Below are 19,428 nucleotides of genomic sequence, written 5' to 3'. Positions count from 1 at the left end.
AGCCCATACCCTTGGCTGACATCCTCGATAAAATCGAAAGCTACAAGCGCGAGGAAATCGCCGCCGCAAAGCGTGCCGTTCCTCTGAGCGAGATTGAAGCGCGCGCCAAGGCGGCGCCGGCGCCGCGCGGTTTCGCCAAGGCCATTCGCGCGAAACACGCCAATGGCGATTACGCGCTGATCGCGGAAATCAAGAAGGCATCGCCATCCAAGGGATTGATCCGCGCCCACTTCGATCCGCCTGCGCTGGCGAAGGCCTATGAGGCCGGCGGCGCGGCCTGTCTTTCGGTGCTGACCGACACGCCGTCGTTTCAGGGATCGCTGGCGTTCATGACCGCAGCACGCGCGGCGGTGTCGCTGCCAGTGCTGCGCAAGGATTTCATGTACGACACCTATCAGGTCGCGGAAGCCCGCGCCCATGGCGCGGACTGCATCCTCATCATCATGGCCGCGCTTGATGACGCCGTGGCCAAGGATATCGAGGACGCTGCCTTCGCCCATGGCATGGACGTGCTGCTCGAAGTTCACAACCGCGAAGAACTCGACCGCGCCCTGAAGCTGAAGTCGCCGCTGCTCGGCGTCAACAACCGCAACCTGCGCACCTTCGAGGTCACGCTCAAGACCAGCGAAGACCTCGCGCCGCTGATCCCGCAGGATCGCATCAGCGTCGGCGAAAGCGGAATCTTCGCGCCCGACGATCTCTCGCGTCTGGCGCGCGTCGGCATGAACACCTTCCTCGTCGGCGAAAGCCTGATGCGGCAGGCCGATGTGACCGCCGCGACGCGCACGTTGCTTGCGCGCGATCCGCAGCGCGCCACCGGGACGCGCTGACCCGTGGCCAGGAAATCCAAAACAAGATCGAAGACAAAGGCAGGCTCCGCCCTCACCCATATCGACGCCAGAGGCGAAGCCCGGATGGTCGATGTCTCGGCCAAACCGGACACGGAGCGCGTCGCGGTGGCCGAAGGCCATGTGGTGATGACCGGCAAGACACTCGATCTCATCGTCAAGGGCAACGCCGCCAAGGGCGACGTGCTCGGCACAGCCCGCGTCGCCGGCATCATGGCCGCGAAGCGCACGTCCGAACTGATCCCGCTCTGTCATCCGCTGGCTCTGTCGAAGGTCACGCTCGATATCACGCCGGACAAGAAGCTGCCCGGCTGCCGGGTCCGCGCGACCGTCAAGGTCAAGGGCCCGACCGGCGTCGAGATGGAAGCGCTGACGGCGGTGTCCGTCGCCTGCCTCACCATCTACGACATGGTGAAAGCGGTGGAGCGCGGTATTCAGATCGAAGCCATCCGCCTTGTCGAGAAAAAGGGCGGAAAGTCCGGTCACTATCTGGCCGAGTATTGAGGACTGTACGATGGCGCTGATGCCGGTTGCAGACGCCTATGCCGCCGTCCTCAAGGACGCCGCTGCGCTGCCGGAGGAAGCCGTCGCCCTCGCCGGCGCCTATCACCGCACGCTTTCCCGCGACATCGCAGCGCTGCGCACCCAGCCTCCCGCGGCCATGTCCGCGATGGACGGCTACGCCGTGCGCGCATCCGATGCTGTCACGGGAGCACGCCTCAAGGTGATCGGTGAAGTCGCCGCCGGCCGCCCGTTCAACAGCATCGTCGGGATGGGACAGGCCGCACGCATCTTCACCGGCGGCGTCATCCCGGACGGCGCCGATGCCGTGGTGATCCAGGAAGATACCGCCCGCGACGGTGACATCGTGATCGTCAACGAGGCTATTGCAGCGGGAAAGAACATCCGCGCCGCCGGCATCGACTTCAAGGAAGGCGACGTGCTGCTGCCGCGCGGCACGCGGCTGAACGATCGCGCGCTGGCTCTAGCGGCGGGCATGGACCATCCGCGCCTGCCGGTGCATCGCCGCGCGCGCGTCGCGATCCTCGCCACCGGCGATGAACTGATGGCGCCGGGGTCGGCACTCGCTCCCGGCCAGATCGTCTACAGCAACATCTTTTCGTTGAGCGCGCTGGTCGAAAGCGAGAGCGCGGAAGTGATTGATCTCGGCATCGCGCGCGACACGCTTGAATCCACCACCGACGGAATCCGGCGTGCTCGCGACAGCGGCGCGGACGTGCTGGTAACCACCGGCGGCGCATCGGTCGGCGATCACGATCTCGTTCAGACCGCGCTCATGGCCGAAGGCGTCGACATGGCCTTCTGGAAAATTGCGCTTCGCCCCGGCAAGCCGATGATGCACGGACGGCTCGGAGCGATGCGCGTGCTCGGCCTGCCGGGAAATCCGGTGTCTTCGTATGTCTGCGCGTTCCTGTTCCTGGTGCCGCTGATCCGTGCGCTTTCGGGCCGGACCGTCGTGGATCATCCGCTTGAGAAGGCCGTGCTCGGACGCGACATGCCGGCCAACGACCAGCGGCAGGATTATTTGCGCGCACGGCTCGCAAGCGGCGCGGACGGCCTGCCGGTCGCAACCCCGGTGAATGCGCAGGACAGTTCGCTGGTGGCCAGCCTCGCCGCCGCCAGCGCGCTGATCATCCGTCCGCCGTTCGCACCGGCCGCAGCCGCCGGCTCGCCCTGCACGATCCTGCGGCTTCCGGATTGACCGGATCCTCTCCCTCGCCTCGTTGACGGGAAATTAAGGGGTTGCGGAACACATATGGAACAGATAGTGTTCGTTCATGATTTGTTTCGAGTGACTCGCGTTTCCTGAATCCCTGTCCCGGCCTTCGTTCCTGAGGCCGGGGACCCGGACGGGGCGCGGCGCTCAAGCGAGGGATCGGGGCCCACTTAGACATGCTGACACGCAAACAATACGAGCTTCTGCGCTTCATCAACGAGCGGCTCAAGGAAGCTGGTGTTCCGCCCTCCTTCGACGAGATGAAGGATGCGCTCGACCTGCGGTCCAAGTCGGGCATCCACCGGCTGATTACGGCCCTTGAGGAACGCGGCTTCATCCGCCGGCTCGCCAACCGCGCCCGCGCCATCGAGGTCATCAAGCTCCCCGAGACAAGCGCCAATCCGGGCGGATCGCGGCGCGGCTTCACCCCCAGCGTGATCGAAGGCAATCTTGGCAAGGTCCGCTCTGCACCCTCTCTCGGCCCCGACGAGGATGCGAGTTTCCCCGTCGCTGTCCCGGTCATGGGCCGGATCGCGGCCGGTACGCCGATCGAGGCGCTGCAGACCCGCAGCCACACCATCAGCGTGCCGCCCGACATGCTCGGCTCGGGCGAACATTATGCCCTCGAAGTGCGCGGCGATTCCATGATGGAAGCCGGTATTCTCGACGGTGATACCGTGCTGATCCAGCGCAACGAAACCGCCGACACGGGCGATATCGTTGTCGCGCTGATCGACGAGGAAGAAGCGACCCTGAAGCGTTTCCGCCGCCGCGGCGCGTCCATCGCGCTGGAGCCGGCCAACGCAGCCTATGAAGTCCGCATCCTGCCGCCCAACCGCGTGCGCATTCAGGGCAAGCTGATCGGGCTGGTCCGAAAGTACTGAGTTCGCTTCAATATCAATCATCCGGCTGGAGGTCGCTCTCCGCCGGGGTTGCATCGACAGGCTGCGACGGACGGTTTGACGATCTCGCAGGTGTGTCGACCTCATCGTCCCGGCTCCCGGGCGCCCATGGACGGTCCACGCCGCGCGGCCTGTTCGCGGTGATCGTGTAGCCATTCGACGTCCTGCGCAGGGCCAGCGTTCCCGTCGTGCGCAGCGAGTCCTGATCCAGCACCATGGCTGCGCAATCCACCGGAGCCTGACGCAGCGTCACAATGATCGCCGCCCGGATGCAATCGTCCGCGAACGCTTCCGGCTTCAATGTCAGGGCGACGAGAGAGGCGTCCGCGCCCAGCACCACGCATCCGGCATTGTCGCAGGCCACGCCATCGGTCAGCGACGCATCGTTCGGCTTGCGCCCGTCGGCATCGGCCGCGAGCCATTCCCGCGACTGGAATGCATCCTTTCCGGAGCGCATCAGACGCAGCCGCCCGTCCTTGCCGCGGACAGCGACCGTATGACCGTCAGCGGCGACAAGCAGGTCAGGCTGCGGTGTCGTCAGCGCCCAGACCATCGCCAGCGCCATCAAGCCGGCACCCACCCAGCGCAGCGGCGTCCGGAGCAGACCAAGTGCGATGATGCCCGCGCTCATCGCCGCGAGCGGCCCGGTGCCGAACGATGCGATCTGGCCGATGGCGCCGGGAAGCGACGCGACCCATTGCGAGACCGCCACCATCCAGCCGATGCCGATATCCATCAGCCGCCAGAACACGCCGTCGAGCCCGAACGGCATCGCGAGCAGTCCCATCAAACCTGCGGGCATCACCAGTGCCGACACCACCGGCATCGCCGCGAGATTGGCCAGCACGCCGTAAGGGGTGACGCGATGAAAGTGAAACGCCGCATAGGGCATGGTCGCGAACCCGGCGATCAGCGAGGCCAGCGCCAACATCGCGATCTCGCGCCCGCCCCACAGCGCCGCGCGCGCCACCTGCGAATTGTCCGGCGACGCAAACAGATTCGGCATCCCGATCTGAACCAGCGCGACCAGACCGAGGGTCGCCGCGAATGACATCTGGAAGCTCGGATGCACCAGCGCCTCCGGCGCGATCAGCAGCACGATCATCGCAGCAACCGCCAGCGTGCGGAACGTGATCGCGCGCCGGTCCACCATCACCGCGATCAGCACCACCGCCGTCATGAAGAACGAGCGCTGCGTCGCCACCTCCGCGCCCGACAGCAGCAGATAGAACGCGGCAGCGACCAGTGCAGCAGCCGCGGACCATTTCTTGATCGGAAATGTCACCGTCAATGCGGGAAACAGCGCGAGCAACGCGCGCACCGCGAAGAACACCACGCCCGCCACCACTGCCATGTGATAGCCGGAGATCGACAGCACATGGCCGAGGCCGGAGATGAACATCGCATCGTTGACGGGCGTGGAAATCGCATCACGCCGCCCGGTCAGCAGCGCTGTGGCGATGGCGCGATTGTCACCGGAGACGACGCTGCGAATCCGGGAGTCAATCGCGTCGCGCATGCCCTGCATCAAGGCTGCATAGCGCAAATAAAGGCCGCCGGCGCGCGGCGCCTCCATCGTCTTGATCGCGCCCATCACAAAACCGGACGCGCCGATTCCCTGGAAATACATGTCGCGCCCGAAGTCGTAGCTCCCCGGACGCAGCGGCGAGAGCGGCGGCAGCAGCCGCGCTTTCAGTTCGACAAAGCTGCCAACCGCGGGCGCGGTGCCCTTCTTCACTGAGAGCCGCACGCGCTCCAGCTTCTGACCGCCGCGCGCAGACTCCATGTCTTCAACGCGCAGCACGAAGCGGTCGGTCCGCTCCCGCTCGTCGCGCGTCTCGACGAAACCTTTCATGGTGACCGAAAACATCGGCCGCGCGAGCACGCCATGGGCGATACGGGCGGTTTTCAACGTCGCCACCGCAAAGCCTGTAGCCAGCGCCGCGAGCATCACGGCAAAAGGAAACATCCGGCTGCGCCTTGCGGCGAAGGCTGCAGCACAGAACGCGATGGCGGTGACGGCTGTAACCCATGCGACCGGCTCCCGTGCGGCAGCGAAATAGATCGCAATGCCCGTGCCGAACGCGACTGGTACCCATGGCAACAACCGGCCGGGTCCGGCTTCCGCCGCGATCCAGCTTTGGGCTTTTGCGATGAGAAATGACGACAGGCTTTCCGAGAAGCCAGCGGCGGCAGGCACGGCGCTGCGCGGCGGCCAGGAAATAGCCCGGCCGGCGGCCCGCCCCGCCCGGGATCGCTGCTGCTCTTCGCCCCCGCCCGCCATCGCATTGCTCCGGCATCGCCAAGGCAATGCTAGCGGAAGCGTTGGCGCTGGATAGCGGAACGGAAGCGGAATGGAGGGAGATATCTTTGGGTGCCCAGCAGACAGGCTAGCTCGTCATTGCGAGCGGAGCGAAGCAATCCACTCTTTAAAGAAAGAAATGGATTGCTTCGTCGCTGCGCTCCTCGCAATGACGGTATTCACCCCTCGCCAGCCACCTTGGCGTAGCTGTCGCGCAGGCCAACGGTGCGGTTGAACACCGGCTTGCCGGGCGCAGAGTCCTTGTCACGGACAAAATATCCCTGCCGCTCGAATTGCACCGCGCCCGCGAAATTGTCGCTCGCCAACGCAGGCTCCAGCATGGCGGTGACCACTTCCAGCGACTGCGGATTGATCTGCTCGGCAAAGTTCGCGGCCTCCGGCTGCGGCGTGTTGAACAGGACATTGTAAAGCCGCACTTCCGCCGGAACGGCTTCCGCCGCGCTGACCCAGTGGATCGTCGCCTTGACCTTGCGCCCGTCCGGCGCGTTGCCGCCGCGCGTCGCCGGATCGTAGGTGCAGCGCAGTTCGACCACCTCGCCCGCCGCATTCTTGATGACGTCACGGCAGGTAATGAAATAGCCGTAACGCAGCCGTACCTCACGGCCCGGCGCCATGCGGAAGAACTTCTTCGGCGGATTTTCCATGAAGTCGTCGCGCTCGATGTAAAGCTCGCGGCCGAACGGGATCTGGCGCGAGCCCTGCGCCGGATCGTCCGGATGATTGACGGCTTCGAGCATCTCGCTCTGCCCTTCCGGATAATTCTCGATCACGACCTTGAGCGGATTGAGCACGGCCATGCGGCGCGGCGCGGTCTTGTTCAGCACCTCGCGCACCACGAAATCGAACATGCCGAGATCGACGGTGCTGTTCGCCTTGGCGACGCCGATGCGCTTGACGAACTCCCGCAGCGCTTCCGCTGGAATGCCGCGCCGCTGCAGGCCGGCCAAGGTCGGCATGCGGGGATCGTCCCAGCCGCTCACATGGCCGCCGCGCACCAGTTCGGTGAGCACGCGCTTGGAGAGCAGCGTATGCGTGACGTTGAGCCGCGCGAACTCGTACTGATGCGGCTTCGAGGGCACCGGCAGATTCTCGATGCACCAGTCATAAAGCGGACGGTGATCGGCGAATTCCAGCGTGCAGATCGAGTGCGTGATGTGTTCGAGCGCGTCTGACTGGCCGTGCGCGAAATCGTAGCTCGGATAGATTTTCCATGCGTCACCCGTACGCGGATGATGCGCATGGAGAATGCGATAGAGCACGGGGTCGCGCAGGTTGATATTGCCCGACGACATGTCGATCTTGGCCCGCAGCACGCGCGCGCCGTTCGGGAATTCCCCCGCCCTCATCCGCGAGAACAGATCGAGGTTTTCCTCCACCGAGCGGTCGCGGAACGGACTGTTCTGGCCGGGCTCGGTCAGGGTTCCGCGGGTCAGGCGGATTTCCTCCTGCGTCTGGTCATCGACATAGGCCTTGCCTTCGCGGATCAGATGCTGCGCCCAGGCGTAAAGCTGCTCGAAATAATCGGATGCGAAGTGAAGATGCTCGCCCCAGTCATAGCCAAGCCAGTGAACGTCGCGCTGGATCGCGTCGATATATTCCTGCTCTTCCTTGGTCGGGTTGGTGTCGTCGAAGCGCAGATGGCAGCGGCCACCGAACTCCTCCGCGATCCCGAAATTCAGGCAGATCGACTTGGCATGGCCAAGATGCAGGTAGCCGTTCGGCTCAGGCGGAAAGCGCGTCACCACGCCCTTTTCCCGCCCCGAAGCCAGATCCTCGGCAACGATGTCGCGGATGAAATCACGGCCCGCGGCGGACGATTCGTCAGACATTTTGACCCCTTAAAGTTGGGCTCTATGTGCCAAATCCGGGAGGCCGCGCCAAGTGCCTGACAAGTGCCATACGGGATGGCTGCCCGGCCCGGCAGCCGGTTGAAAACGAACTTTTGACCTTCCGGCGGCATTTGCCTTCGGGATGCCGGGACAGTGCGCAAACGGTGTGATAAACGCCCGCCGGTATCTTCCCCGAGACGGACCGAACCACCCGAAATGACCGAACCCGTTGTTACCCGCTTTGCGCCGTCCCCGACTGGCTTTCTTCATATTGGCGGCGCGCGGACCGCGCTGTTCAACTGGCTTTTTGCACGCAAGCATGGCGGCAAGATGCTGCTGCGGATCGAGGACACCGACCGCGAGCGCTCGACCGACGCGGCGATCAAGGCCATCCTCGAAGGCCTCGAATGGCTCGGCATCCAGTGGGACGACCAGACCGTCTACCAGTTCGCCCGCGCCGCGCGGCATCGTGAGGTCGCCGAGCAACTGCTCGCCGACGGGAAGGCCTATCGCTGCTACGCCAGCGCCGAGGAACTGGCGCAGATGCGCGAGGCCGCCAAGGCGGAAGGCCGCGCGATCCGTTACGACGGCCGCTGGCGCGACCGCGATCCCTCGGAAGCCCCTGCGGGCGTCAAGCCGGTGATCCGGCTTCGTGCGCCGCAGACGGGCGAGACCGTGATCGAGGATCAGGTTCAGGGCCGCGTGGTCTGGCAGAACGAAAATCTTGACGACTTGGTGCTGCTGCGCTCCGACGGTAACCCCACCTACATGCTTGCCGTGGTGGTGGACGATCACGACATGGGCGTGACCCACGTCATCCGCGGCGACGACCACCTCATCAACGCCGCCCGCCAGAAGCACATCTATGACGCGATGGGCTGGCGGGTGCCGGTGATGGCGCACATTCCGCTGATCCACGGGCCGGATGGCTCGAAACTTTCCAAGCGCCATGGCGCGCTCGGCGTTGAGGCTTACCGCGAGCGCGGTTACCTGCCGGCGGCGCTGCGGAACTACCTTGTCCGCCTCGGCTGGAGCCACGGGGACCAGGAAATCTTCTCCACCGAAGAGATGATCCGGGAATTCGACCTGCCGGCCATCGGACGCTCCGCTGCGCGCTTCGATTTTGCCAAGCTCGAAAATATCAACGGCCATTACATCCGCAGTTCCGACGACAGGACGCTGCTGGCGGCCTTCGAGGACGTGCTTCAGTTCGATCCGAACGGCGCGTCGATCCGCGCCAAGCTCAACGATGCCACCCGCGCGCAATTGCTGGCGGCGATGCCCGGCCTGAAAGAGCGCGCGAAGACCATCGTCGAACTGATCGACAGCGCGAACTTCATCTTCGCGGACCGCCCGCTCGCGCTCGAGCCAAAGGCAGCAGCCGTGCTGACGCCCGAGACGCGCAAATTGATCGGGGAACTGCGCTCCGCTCTTGAAGCGGTCGATCCATGGTCGGCCGAGACAGCCGAGGCTGCCATGCGGACGTTTGCCGAAGCCAGAAACCTGAAACTGGGAGGCATTGCGCAACCGCTGCGCGTGGCCTTGACCGGCCGGACAACGTCACCCGGAATTTTCGATGTTTTGGCGGTTCTTGGCAGGCAAACCTGCCTGGATCGGCTGCAGGATCAGGCGGTGGCATCCTGAACGCCAGCAAGAACGAAAAATTACAGCCTTGTGAATGCGGTATTCGCGCAAGCCTGCCCAAACTTTAGAGGTACTTGGCGTACCTTGCAGCGCACACGGCAATAAGCTACCCATTTGGGCCACACTACTGGAATAATGTGCTTACCTCGCTATATGGCGTTCGTAAGCCTCGCTTGCCCTGCGCAAAACTGGGGACTTTACGATGGATGCAAAGACCAACACCAAGAAAGCGACGCTGACGGTTGAAGGAAAGACCGTCGATCTTCCGGTCCTGACCGGGACTGTCGGTCCGGACGTGATCGATATCAGCAAGCTCTACGCCCAGACCGGGATGTTCACCTACGATCCGGGGTTTACGTCGACCGGCAGTTGCGAATCCAAGATTACCTACATTGATGGCGACGAAGGCATTCTGCTGTATCGCGGCTATCCGATCGAACAGCTCGCCGAGAAGGGCGACTTCCTCGAGACCTGCTACCTGCTCCTGTACGGTGAGCTTCCGAACAAGGCGCAGAAGGAAGACTTCGACAACCGCGTCACCCGTCACACGATGGTGCACGAGCAGATGGCCCGCTTCTTCCAGGGCTTCCGGCGTGACGCGCACCCGATGGCCGTCATGGTCGCCTCCGTCGGCGCCCTCGCCGCCTTCTACAACGACTCCACCGACATCAACGATCCGCAGCAGCGCATGATCGCGTCGATGCGCATGATCGCCAAGGTGCCGACGCTGGCCGCGATGGCCTACAAATACAATGTCGGCCAGCCGTTCGTTTATCCGAAGAACTCGCTCGATTACGCCGCGAACTTCCTGCAGATGTGCTTCAGCGTGCCTTGTGAAGAGTACAAGGTGAATCCGGTGATGGCGGAAGCGCTGGACAAGATTTTCATCCTGCACGCCGACCACGAGCAGAACGCTTCGACCTCGACGGTCCGTATCGCAGGTTCATCGGGCGCCAACCCGTTTGCCTGTATCGCCGCCGGCATCGCCTGCCTGTGGGGACCGGCGCATGGCGGCGCGAACGAAGCTGCCCTGCAGATGCTGGCCGAGATCGGCACCGTGGACAAGATCCCGGAATTCATCGCCAAGGTGAAGGACAAAAACTCCAACGTCCGCCTCATGGGCTTCGGTCACCGCGTGTACAAGAACTACGATCCGCGCGCGAAGATCATGCAGCAGATGTGCCACAAGGTGCTGAAGGAAACCGGTCACCAGAACGATCCGCTGCTGCAGGTCGCCATGGAGCTGGAGAAGATCGCCCTGAGCGACGAATACTTCGTCCAGCGCAAGCTCTACCCGAACGTCGACTTCTATTCGGGCATCACCCTGAAGGCGATGGGCTTCCCGACCTCGATGTTCACCGTGCTGTTCGCCGTCGCCCGCACCGTGGGCTGGATCAGCCAGTGGAGCGAAATGATCCAGGATCCGCAGCAGAAGATCGGCCGCCCGCGCCAGCTCTACTCCGGTTCGACCAGCCGCGACTACGTCGGGATCGACAAGCGCAAGTAAGTTCGAGCCGTCATGACTTAGCAAAAGGCCGGTGTTCCGCACCGGCCTTTTTCGTTGTCTGATACAGCGGCTGAACTACCGTATCGCCGCCATGACGCCTTCGGCGGCAAGTACGCTCGGTTTCCTGCCGCCGGTGGACATGATCTGCTCGATCTTCGCAAAGGCCTCGAACTGGCGCTGCCGCGCCGGCGTGTCGGCAAGAACATCGCGCAAGGCCGGCGCGAGGTTTTCAGCCGTGAAATCCTGCTGCAGGAATTCCGGAATCACGTTCTCGCCCAGAATGAGGTTGGGCAGAATGATCGACGAGGTCTGGATCACACGGCGCGCGATAAACGCTTCCAGCTCGGTGACGCGATAAGCCGTTACCATCGGCACACCAGCGAGCGCGAGTTCCAGCGTCACCGTGCCCGACTTGGCGAGCGCGGCGCGCGCCACGCGGAAGGCGGCTCGCTTGTCCGATTCACTGGCGACGATGGTTGGCCGCACAGGCCAGGTCGCAGCGGATGCGCGAACCGCTTCGACCAGATGCGGTATCGTCGGCAAGACCGGCTCGAACACCACGCCCTGTTCCCGCAACAGACGAAGCGTCTCGCCAAAGATCGCCATGTTGCGCCTGATCTCGCTACGCCGGCTTCCCGGCAGCACCAGCAATACGGGAGGCTGCGCCGCGCGCCGTGCCTGCTCATCCGCATCCGGCCTCAATGCGCCGAGATCATCCAGCAGCGGATGACCGACATAGCTGCACGGTGGACCGCCGAGTTTGCGGTGAACCTCCGGCTCGAACGGCAGAACCGCGAGCAGGCGATCGACGTAAGCGCGCATCTTCCGGGCCCGGCCCGGCCGCCAGACCCAGACTGTCGGCGAAACATAATTAACAATCGGAATGGAAGGATTAGCCGCACGAACGCGCCGCGCCACCCGATGCGTGAAATCCGGGCTGTCGATAATCACCAGCACGTCGGGTTTTGCCGCGATGACCGCGTCAGTCGCCTCCCGAATCCGCCGCAGGATCATCGGCAGGCGCTTGGGAATGGCCACGAGGCCGATGATCGCCAATTGCTCTGTCGGAAACAGGGATACCAGCCCCTGCTCCGCCATGTGACTGCCGCCGATGCCAGAGAATGTCGCAGCCGGTCCGAGCCTCTCGCGCAACGCCTTGATCAGACCTGCGCCGAGCCGGTCTCCGGATTCCTCCGCGGCGATCACGAAGACCTTTGGCCCTTGCAGGGTTTTTCCGCCGCTCACAGCGGCAATCCCGTGACGAACAGTCCTGCCGCATCGGCTTTCGCCGTCATCACATCAGCTTCGGCGACCAGCGTGCGGCCTGCGACGATACCGATGCCCGCCAGTCCGGCGGCAACGATGCCGTCGATGGTCTTCGGCCCGAGCGTCGGAAGATCGAACCGCAAATCCTGCTGCACCTTCGGCGTCTTCACCAACACGCCGCGTCCCGGCTTGGCGCGAATTCTCTTTTCCGCCCGCAAGCGCGCCACCCGCGCCAGAAGTTGATCGGTGCCCTCGATGTCCTCAACCGCAACCACATGCCCGTCGATCACGACCACGGCCTGACCAACGTCAAACGGGCTGATTGCGCGCATCAATTCGCGCCCTTTCGCGATGTCGGCCAGCGCATCCGCATCGGGCGTGCTGCGCGTGATGCTCCCCTCCGGCATGACCAATTCCGGCGCGACATCCTGGATGCCGACAACGCGAAAGCCGTGATCTTCAAAAATGCGGCTGATACCGGTCAGAAGATGATCGTCACCACCGCGCAGCGCCTTTGCAATCGCCGGAACAGCGCGAAGCGTACCGAGATCGAGACGGATTTCGGATAATGCAGGCCTGACCAGTCCGCCGATGAACACAACGTCATCGCAACTTTCAGCGCGCAGCAGGCGCGTCAATCGGCCGACCTGACCGAGCGCGATCCAGTGATGAGGATACTGCGCCACACGCACAGGATCGCAGAAGCCGCGGATCGCGAACAGAAATGCCGGGCGGCCCCGGGCGCGAAGCAGTTCCGCGACCGAAAACGGCAGCACTCCGCCTCCTGCAATGATGCCGACCGTCGGGAACAATGCAGGGGGTGCTGTCATCGTGCTTCGAGGTGAGACCGTTCGGTTGATTTATTCGGATTGTTGTGGGCCATGCAGAGCGGACGCTTCTCGCCCAGATCGATGAATGCCAGAATTTCCGCGATTGCTGGATCAGCGCTCGCCATCGGTCGCAATGATTCCAGCCGCGCGGCAAAGATGCCGCCGCCGTGAAACAACTGCTGATAAAAATCCCGAACGACCCGCAGCCGCGTGGCATTGAAACCACGGCGGCGCATGCCGACAACATTCAATCCTTCGAGATGTGCGAACTGACCGCTGGCAAGGCCATACGGAATCACATCGTGACGAAGGCCGGAAACACCGCCGATCATGGCCTGCGCTCCGATCCGGACGAACTGGTGCGCCGCCGAGAGGCCGCCGAAATAGACGAAGTCGCCGATCTCGCAATGTCCGCCGAGCGTGGCGCTGTTGGCGAAGATCACACTGTCGCCGACGGTGCAATCGTGACCGACATGCGAATAGGCCATGAAGAATCCATTCTTGCCGACGCGGGTCTTGCCACCGCCCTTCATGGTCCCGACATTCATGGTCACGCTTTCGCGGATGATGCAGCCTTCGCCGATCTCCAGCGTGGTTGGCTCGTTGCGATAGCCAAGATCCTGCGGCGCCCCGCCGAGCGAGGCGAACGGAAACACCCTGCAGCCTGCGCCCAGCGTGGTGTGGCCGCTGATGCTGACATGAGCCTGCAGCACGCAGTCCGCACCTATCGTCACGTTCGGTCCGACAACACAATATGGACCGATGGTAACGCCGTCGCCAATTATGGCTCCATCCTCAATTCGTGCAGTTGAATCAATCTTGCTCATCAATTCCTCTTGTCCGCATGCCTTTCACGCAGCCGAAGCCGGCCCCGCGGACGATGTGACATCTTACAATGTAGCTCGCCTGTCATCCGCGACGAAGGCGGTGTGGCGTGGTCATCAATTGTTACGCATGATGACAAGGGGTCAGTCGGCGAGCATGGCCCCGACATCGGCCTGGGCGACGATTTCACCGTTGACCTTGGCGTCCCCGTGAAACCACCACATGTCCCGCCGCCGTGTCACCAGCCGCATGTGATATTCGATAATGTTGCCCGGCCCGGTGGGCTTGCGAAACTTGCACTTGTCGATGGTGAGGAAATACACCGCCGTCGGACGGTCGGTTTCGGTCGACAGCATGCCGATCACCCCGGCCGTCTGCGCCATGCCCTCGATCATCAGCACGCCCGGGTAAATAGGCCGGTTTGGAAAATGCCCCTGGAACACCGGTTCGTTGGCCGAGACGTTCTTGATGCCGATGCCGCTGAAGTCCTTGCGGATGTCGATCACGCGGTCGATCAGCAGCATGGGATAGCGATGCGGCAGGGTTTTCAGGATCTGCCCGATGTCCACCGCCTCGATGGTGATTGGCGCCTTCTCGTCCATTATCTCTGTTCCTCGTCGCCCGAACCGGACGGCCTTGATTTTAGTTTCGCACTGCCCTCGCGGCCAAGGCGCTCAACCTCGAACAGTTCGCGGAAGAACTGCTTGATCGGCTTGGCCGGCGAGCCGCCCCAGCGTGCGCCCGCAGGCACCTCGCCGACAACGCTGCTCCGGGCCGCAATCTGCGCACCATCGCCGATGACGGCGTGATCGCTGACACCAATCCGGGCGGCAAGCACAACGCCGTCGCCCAAAATGGAACTGCCGGCAATTCCGCTCTGGCTGACCACCACACAATTGCGGCCGATGACGACGTTGTGGCCGATCTGGACAAGGTTGTCGATCTTGCTGCCTTCGCCGATCACCGTGTCATTCAGCGCCCCGCGGTCGATGGTGCAGCCCGCCCCGATCTCGACCCCGTTCTGGATAATGACCCGGCCCGCCTGCGGCACCTTCTGATGGCCCTTGGCGCCCATCAGGTAGCCGAACCCGTCCTGCCCGATCCGGCACCCCGGATGGATGATCACATCGTTGCCGATAAAGGCGCACAGCACCGAGGCATTCGCGCCAATATGACAGTCGCGCCCGATCCGGACGCCCGCGCCGATGACGGCCCCCGCCCCGATCACCGTCCCGGAGCCGATTTCGACGTCCGGTCCGATGACGGCGAGCGGATCGACCACGACGTCGTCTTCGAGATAGGCGGTGAAATGGATCACCGCGCTCGCAGCCACACCCTCGCTGTCGAACCAGGACGCAGGCCGCAGCGTATCGGGATAGAGCGCGCGCATGGCCGCGACGAAGGCCTTGTAGGGCTCAGCCACGCGGAGCACGGCGACACGCGGAGGAACGCTGCCTTCCATGCGCTCGTTGACCAGAATGGCCCCCGCGTAGGTCTGCTCAAGCTGGGCCGTGTATTTCTTGCTTTCGCAGAATGTCAGATGGCTGGGCCCGGCCCTGTCCAGCGAGGCGGCTCCTGCGATGGTCTTGCCGCCCATGGACGAGTCGGCAAGTTGCGCACCGGTGAGCGCGGCGAGGTCCGCCAGAGTCACCGGTGAAGGACGTTTAAAGAAGGTCCTTTGCGTCATTCCACCCGCCGCGGTCAGGAAAACGCACTTTCCCGCGACACCAGTTCCTGACCGGAGAAGGAAAATGCCTGCAACAAAATAGTCGAGCGGGTCCCAACCGGATGGCTGGAACCCGCAAGGTCGATGAACGAGCCCGGTTTGAGCTCAGAAGGACGTACCGCCGCCGAACCGGAATTCCTGGGTTCGGTCGTATGTACCCTTGGTCAGCGGCACCGCGTAGTCGAAGCGCAGCGGACCGAACGGCGATTGCCAGATCAGGCCGACACCGACCGACGACCGGATCAGGCCGTCGTCACCAACCAGCTGAATACACTGGTTTTGCGCATTGGATAACGCTGAACCGTTACAGGCACCACCTTGGACAATCGAAGTCGCGCCTTCGTATCCAAACACCGAACCGGCGTCAGCATAGACCGCACCCTTCAGGCCGATTTCCTTGGGCAGGAACCAGAACGGCATCTGCAATTCGACCGAAGCACCCCAGTACTTGGTGCCGCCCAGCGCATCGCCATAACCGTTATAGTTGATCGTGCTGATATCGCGCGGGCCGAGACCCTGCGGTGCGAAACCGCGAACCAGATTCGGTCCCATCTGGAAGTGATCCAGCATGCGCAGACCCTTGCCGGTATCGGTCAACACACCGCCCTGCACCCGCAGCACGCCGATGATATCGGACACGACCGGCGTGTAGAGCTTCACATCGCCAACGGTCTTCAGGTAGCTGACGTCGCCGCCAACACCGGCGAAGTCCTGATTGAGGACCGCGAGAATACCGCTGCTCGGATTCTTGTTGTTATCAAGGGTATTGTACTGAAGCGTGTAACCGACCGCCGAGGTCACAACCGGACCGTTGGCAAGAGCCTGTTTGACTGCAGCGGAGGCTTCACCGTCGATAAAACAATTGTTGCCGCCGATAACCGGGCTGTAAGCCGTGCCGCCATTCTGGTTGGTGGTATCACCACCCGCAGCAAGGTATGCCGGGGTCGGAAAATAAGAGCTACCGGGGATACCCGAACCAAAGTTGTTACAGTTCGTCAGATAATACGGCAGCGTGATTTCCTGCTGCGAAATCGAATAACGCAGTTGCAGGTTCAGGTCTTCGCGGAGCTGGAAACCGAGGCGCGGGCTGAAGCCCATCGACTTGGAGTCGTACGACACGTAGCTCGAGGCAAGCTGCTTGCGCTGATAGAAGTCGAGACCCAGCGCGACGCGATAGCCGAGAAGATACGGCTCCACGAATGAGAGCTGATAGCCCTGCGTGCGCTGGCCGTACTGAACCGCGGCCTTCGCATAAAGACCGCGGCCCAGCAGGTTGCGCTCCGAGATGCTGACTTCACCGAGGAAGCCGTCAGCCGTCGAGTAGCCTCCGGACACCGAGAAGTCGCCGGTGGATTTTTCCTCGAGATCGACATTCAGGACGACCCGGTCCGACGACGAACCCGGTTCGGGAACGATCTTCACGGTCTTGAAGTAATCGAGATTCTTCAGGCGGCGCTCGGCGCGATCGACCAGCGCGCGGTTATAGGCATCGCCTTCCGAAATATCGAACTCACGGCGAATGACGTAGTCGCGGGTACGGGTGTTACCGCGAATGTTGATTCGCTCGATGTAAGTGCGCGGACCCTCGTCGATTGCGAACACGATCGACACCGTGTGCGCCTCGAAGTTGCGGTCGCCGCGCGGCTTCACGGTCGCGAAAGCGTAGCCGCGGCGCGAGGCCTCGATCGACATTTCCTCGACCGACTTTTCGACCGCCTCGGCGTTGTAGACCGAGCCGACGCTCACACGTGACAGGCTGCGGAACGAATTGCCATCGAGGGTCGCGATGCTCGACTGGAATTCCACCGATCCCACCCGGTACTGCTGGCCTTCCTCGATCTTGAAGGTCACGAGGAAGCCCTTGCGCTCCGGGTCGTACTCGGTCAGCGCCGCGACGATCTGAACGTCGGCATAACCGTTCTTCAGATAGAAACGGCGCAGCACGTCACGATCCGCCTCGACCCGATCCGGATCGTAGACGTCGTTGTTGCCAAGGAAGCTGAGGAAATTGGACTCACGGGTCTTGATGATGTCCCGCAGGCGATAAGCCGAAAAGGCCTGGTTGCCGACGAACTCGATCGACTTCACGCCGGTCTTGACGCCTTCGCTGACTTCAAAAACCAGATCGACGCGATTGTTCGGCTGGTCGATAATCTTCGGCTCGACCTTGACGTCATAACGTCCGTTGCGGCGATAGATTTCGGTGATACGCGCTGTATCGGACTGCACCATCGCACGCGACAGGGTTCCGCGAGGCTTGGACTGGACTTCGGCCTGAAGCTGCTCGTCCTTGACCTTCTTGTTGCCTTCGAAAGCCACGCGGCCGATGACCGGGTTCTCGACGACCACAACGACCAGCCGGCCGCCTGCCTGGTTGATCTTCACGTCCTGGAACAGGCCGGTCTCGATCAGGGCCTTGAGACCATCGTCGATCCGGGCGCTGTCGAGGCGTCCGTTGGGGCCGGGCTTGAAGTAGGAGCGAATGGTATCGGCTTCGATACGGCGGTTACCTTCCACGCCGATAGAGGCCGCGGTCTGGGCAACAGCCTGCGACGATACGAGCGAGGCGGTCGCCACAGCGGCAACCGGCAAAGCAAACATGATCAGGGCAGCGGTCAAACCGCCCCTTAGCACTCGCAATCCAACCATCATGCGCCAGGCGCCCTTGTCATTCCAAAGCCGGCCAAACCGGGCCGGGAGATTCCCCAATTGTTGCACTGCTTGTAGCCAATTTTGCCTGACGGGCAAACGACGTTTCTCAGCGCAATTCCAATTTCCCAACAAGACGTTGCTGATCGGCCACGCCTGTAAAAAAGCCGCAATCAGGACGCCGCCAAATGCAGGATGTCGTTGTAGGTCGCAAACAGCATCAGCATCAGCACCAGAGCCAGTCCGACACGGAAACCCAGCTCCTGCGAGCGCTCGGACAGCGGTTTGCCGCGGATCGCCTCGATCGCGTAGAACAAAAGGTGACCGCCATCGAGCAGCGGCACCGGAAACAGGTTCAAAAGGCCAATCGAGACCGAGAGTACCGCAGCCAGGTGAATCAGGGCTGAAAGCCCGATCGTGGCCACCTGCCCCGATATCTGGGCGATTCGGATCGGGCCACCGACCTGATCTGCGTTTTCCCGGCCGGTGAAAATCCCGCCAATGTAGGAGAAAGTCCGGTCAACAACGAACCAGGTTTCCTTCACGCCCAGCCAAACAGCGGTCGCTGGATTCACTGGTTTGGTGACAACATCACCCGGCCCCGTCGCGCGGGTGATTCCGAGAATCCCGACCCGATGGACATTCCCGAAGGTGTCCTTGATCTCGCGAAGCTGCGGCGTTCCGTTCAGCTTTACGACGTCATCGCCACGCTTGACCGTGAACACCATCGGCACGCCCGCCTTGGTGCTGACGATGCGCTGCATCTCGGTGAAGCTCTCGATGGCATCGCCATTGATGGCTGTCACGATGTCGCCGATCTTGAACCCGGCTGCCGCCGCTGCGCTGTTTTCCTGAATGGCATCGACCCGCGCGGTCTGGCTGGGCTTGCCGAAAAACGTAAAGAGCGCAGCAAAAATCACAATCGCGAGCAGGAAATTGGCAATCGGCCCCGCAGCCACGATGGCAGCGCGCGGCCCGACCTTCTTGTGATGGAAGCTGACCTTGCGCTCATCCGCGGTCATGGTCTGAAGCGTATCGGCGGACGGCGTGCTGGCCTCGGAATCGTCGCCGAAGAACTTGACGTAACCGCCGAGCGGGATGGCAGACACCTTCCAGCGGGTGCCATGGCGGTCGTTGAAGCCGAACAGTTCCGGGCCGAAGCCAAGCGAGAACGTCAGAACCTTCACCCCGGCCCAGCGGGCAACGAGGAAATGGCCAAGCTCATGGAAGAAAACGACGATGGTCAGGACGAACAGGAACGGAATGATGTAACCGATCAGGCCATGACTCAACGTATTGAAACCACTCAGGAAAAAATCCACAACCCAATCCCTCACAACG

General features: G+C 62.8%; 15 protein-coding genes. 6 read left to right on the top strand and 9 right to left on the bottom strand.

All coding sequences use genetic code 11. From position 1 onward, the window contains the following. Positions 1-11: 11 nt before the first annotated feature. The 4 genes from trpC (at position 12) to lexA (ending at position 3,470) form a co-directional block, all read left to right on the top strand. Positions 12-830 carry an indole-3-glycerol phosphate synthase TrpC gene (trpC, locus tag HMPREF9696_RS03835; RefSeq protein ID WP_002711635.1) on the top strand — a complete coding sequence of 273 codons (819 nt, stop codon included), beginning with the start codon at positions 12-14 and terminating at the stop codon, positions 828-830. Between the two features lie 3 nt (positions 831-833). Beyond that, a complete protein-coding gene (moaC, locus tag HMPREF9696_RS03830) occupies positions 834-1,352 on the top strand; it encodes a cyclic pyranopterin monophosphate synthase MoaC (RefSeq protein ID WP_081602383.1) in 519 nt (172 codons plus the stop codon). Between the two features lie 10 nt (positions 1,353-1,362). Next, positions 1,363-2,571 (top strand): molybdopterin molybdotransferase MoeA, encoded by a 1,209-nt coding sequence (locus HMPREF9696_RS03825; RefSeq protein WP_002711633.1) that lies wholly within the window; start codon positions 1,363-1,365, stop codon positions 2,569-2,571. A gap of 191 nt (positions 2,572-2,762) precedes the next feature. Continuing rightward, entirely contained in the window at positions 2,763-3,470 is a 708-nt protein-coding gene (lexA, locus tag HMPREF9696_RS03820; protein ID WP_002711632.1) for a transcriptional repressor LexA, read from the top strand. Between the two features lie 13 nt (positions 3,471-3,483). Here lexA and HMPREF9696_RS03815 read toward each other — a convergent pair whose 3' ends face one another. Both HMPREF9696_RS03815 and HMPREF9696_RS03810 read right to left on the bottom strand, forming a co-directional pair. Continuing rightward, positions 3,484-5,772, bottom strand: a complete 2,289-nt coding sequence (locus HMPREF9696_RS03815) for a ComEC/Rec2 family competence protein (RefSeq protein WP_002711631.1) — start codon at positions 5,770-5,772, stop codon at positions 3,484-3,486. 197 nt (positions 5,773-5,969) lie between these two features. Next, positions 5,970-7,640 (bottom strand): glutamine--tRNA ligase/YqeY domain fusion protein, encoded by a 1,671-nt coding sequence (locus HMPREF9696_RS03810; protein ID WP_002711630.1) that lies wholly within the window; start codon positions 7,638-7,640, stop codon positions 5,970-5,972. A gap of 216 nt (positions 7,641-7,856) precedes the next feature. On the opposite strand from HMPREF9696_RS03810, the gene gltX reads away from it, so the two are divergent. Both gltX and gltA read left to right on the top strand, forming a co-directional pair. After that, positions 7,857-9,284: a glutamate--tRNA ligase gene (gltX, locus tag HMPREF9696_RS03805; RefSeq protein WP_002711629.1), complete on the top strand. Its 1,428-nt coding sequence runs from the start codon at positions 7,857-7,859 to the stop codon at positions 9,282-9,284. Positions 9,285-9,486: 202 nt separating this feature from the next. Further along, positions 9,487-10,791, top strand: a complete 1,305-nt coding sequence (gltA, locus tag HMPREF9696_RS03800) for a citrate synthase (protein WP_002711628.1) — start codon at positions 9,487-9,489, stop codon at positions 10,789-10,791. Positions 10,792-10,866: 75 nt separating this feature from the next. Here the strand turns inward: gltA and lpxB are convergent, their stop codons facing one another. From lpxB to HMPREF9696_RS03765, 7 genes are all read right to left on the bottom strand, one after another. Beyond that, positions 10,867-12,036, bottom strand: coding sequence for a lipid-A-disaccharide synthase (gene lpxB / locus HMPREF9696_RS03795; protein ID WP_002711627.1), 1,170 nt, complete (start codon positions 12,034-12,036; stop codon positions 10,867-10,869). Next, positions 12,033-12,887 carry an LpxI family protein gene (locus tag HMPREF9696_RS03790; RefSeq protein ID WP_002711626.1) on the bottom strand — a complete coding sequence of 285 codons (855 nt, stop codon included), beginning with the start codon at positions 12,885-12,887 and terminating at the stop codon, positions 12,033-12,035. The genes lpxB and HMPREF9696_RS03790 overlap by 4 nt, the downstream gene beginning before the upstream one ends. Further along, positions 12,884-13,714, bottom strand: a complete 831-nt coding sequence (gene lpxA / locus HMPREF9696_RS03785) for an acyl-ACP--UDP-N-acetylglucosamine O-acyltransferase (protein WP_002711625.1) — start codon at positions 13,712-13,714, stop codon at positions 12,884-12,886. The genes HMPREF9696_RS03790 and lpxA overlap by 4 nt, the downstream gene beginning before the upstream one ends. A 141-nt stretch (positions 13,715-13,855) precedes the next feature. Then, positions 13,856-14,314, bottom strand: coding sequence for a 3-hydroxyacyl-ACP dehydratase FabZ (gene fabZ / locus HMPREF9696_RS03780; protein ID WP_002711624.1), 459 nt, complete (start codon positions 14,312-14,314; stop codon positions 13,856-13,858). Then, on the bottom strand, positions 14,314-15,399 hold the full coding sequence (gene lpxD / locus HMPREF9696_RS03775) for a UDP-3-O-(3-hydroxymyristoyl)glucosamine N-acyltransferase (RefSeq protein WP_002711623.1): 1,086 nt from the start codon (positions 15,397-15,399) through the stop codon (positions 14,314-14,316). Before lpxD ends, fabZ begins: the two co-directional genes overlap by 1 nt. Positions 15,400-15,543: 144 nt before the next feature. Further along, positions 15,544-18,090 (bottom strand): outer membrane protein assembly factor BamA, encoded by a 2,547-nt coding sequence (bamA, locus tag HMPREF9696_RS03770; protein ID WP_040301791.1) that lies wholly within the window; start codon positions 18,088-18,090, stop codon positions 15,544-15,546. Between the two features lie 170 nt (positions 18,091-18,260). Then, entirely contained in the window at positions 18,261-19,409 is a 1,149-nt protein-coding gene (locus tag HMPREF9696_RS03765; RefSeq protein ID WP_002711621.1) for a M50 family metallopeptidase, read from the bottom strand. Positions 19,410-19,428: the final 19 nt, after the last annotated feature.

Source organism: Afipia clevelandensis ATCC 49720 (assembly GCF_000336555.1).
GTDB lineage: Bacteria > Pseudomonadota > Alphaproteobacteria > Rhizobiales > Xanthobacteraceae > Afipia > Afipia clevelandensis.
Note: the sequence above shows the minus strand (reverse complement) of the source record. Positions and strands in the feature narration are given on the sequence as shown.

Coding starts and splice junctions, on each gene's coding strand:
- HMPREF9696_RS03825 (WP_002711633.1), top strand. CDS start 1,363: ATGGCGCTGATGCCGGTTGCAGACGCCTATGCCGCCGTCCTCAAGGAC.
- lexA (WP_002711632.1), top strand. CDS start 2,763: ATGCTGACACGCAAACAATACGAGCTTCTGCGCTTCATCAACGAGCGG.
- HMPREF9696_RS03815 (WP_002711631.1), bottom strand. CDS start 5,772: ATGGCGGGCGGGGGCGAAGAGCAGCAGCGATCCCGGGCGGGGCGGGCC.
- HMPREF9696_RS03810 (WP_002711630.1), bottom strand. CDS start 7,640: ATGTCTGACGAATCGTCCGCCGCGGGCCGTGATTTCATCCGCGACATC.
- gltX (WP_002711629.1), top strand. CDS start 7,857: ATGACCGAACCCGTTGTTACCCGCTTTGCGCCGTCCCCGACTGGCTTT.
- gltA (WP_002711628.1), top strand. CDS start 9,487: ATGGATGCAAAGACCAACACCAAGAAAGCGACGCTGACGGTTGAAGGA.
- HMPREF9696_RS03790 (WP_002711626.1), bottom strand. CDS start 12,887: ATGACAGCACCCCCTGCATTGTTCCCGACGGTCGGCATCATTGCAGGA.
- lpxA (WP_002711625.1), bottom strand. CDS start 13,714: ATGAGCAAGATTGATTCAACTGCACGAATTGAGGATGGAGCCATAATT.
- fabZ (WP_002711624.1), bottom strand. CDS start 14,314: ATGGACGAGAAGGCGCCAATCACCATCGAGGCGGTGGACATCGGGCAG.
- lpxD (WP_002711623.1), bottom strand. CDS start 15,399: ATGACGCAAAGGACCTTCTTTAAACGTCCTTCACCGGTGACTCTGGCG.
- bamA (WP_040301791.1), bottom strand. CDS start 18,090: ATGATGGTTGGATTGCGAGTGCTAAGGGGCGGTTTGACCGCTGCCCTG.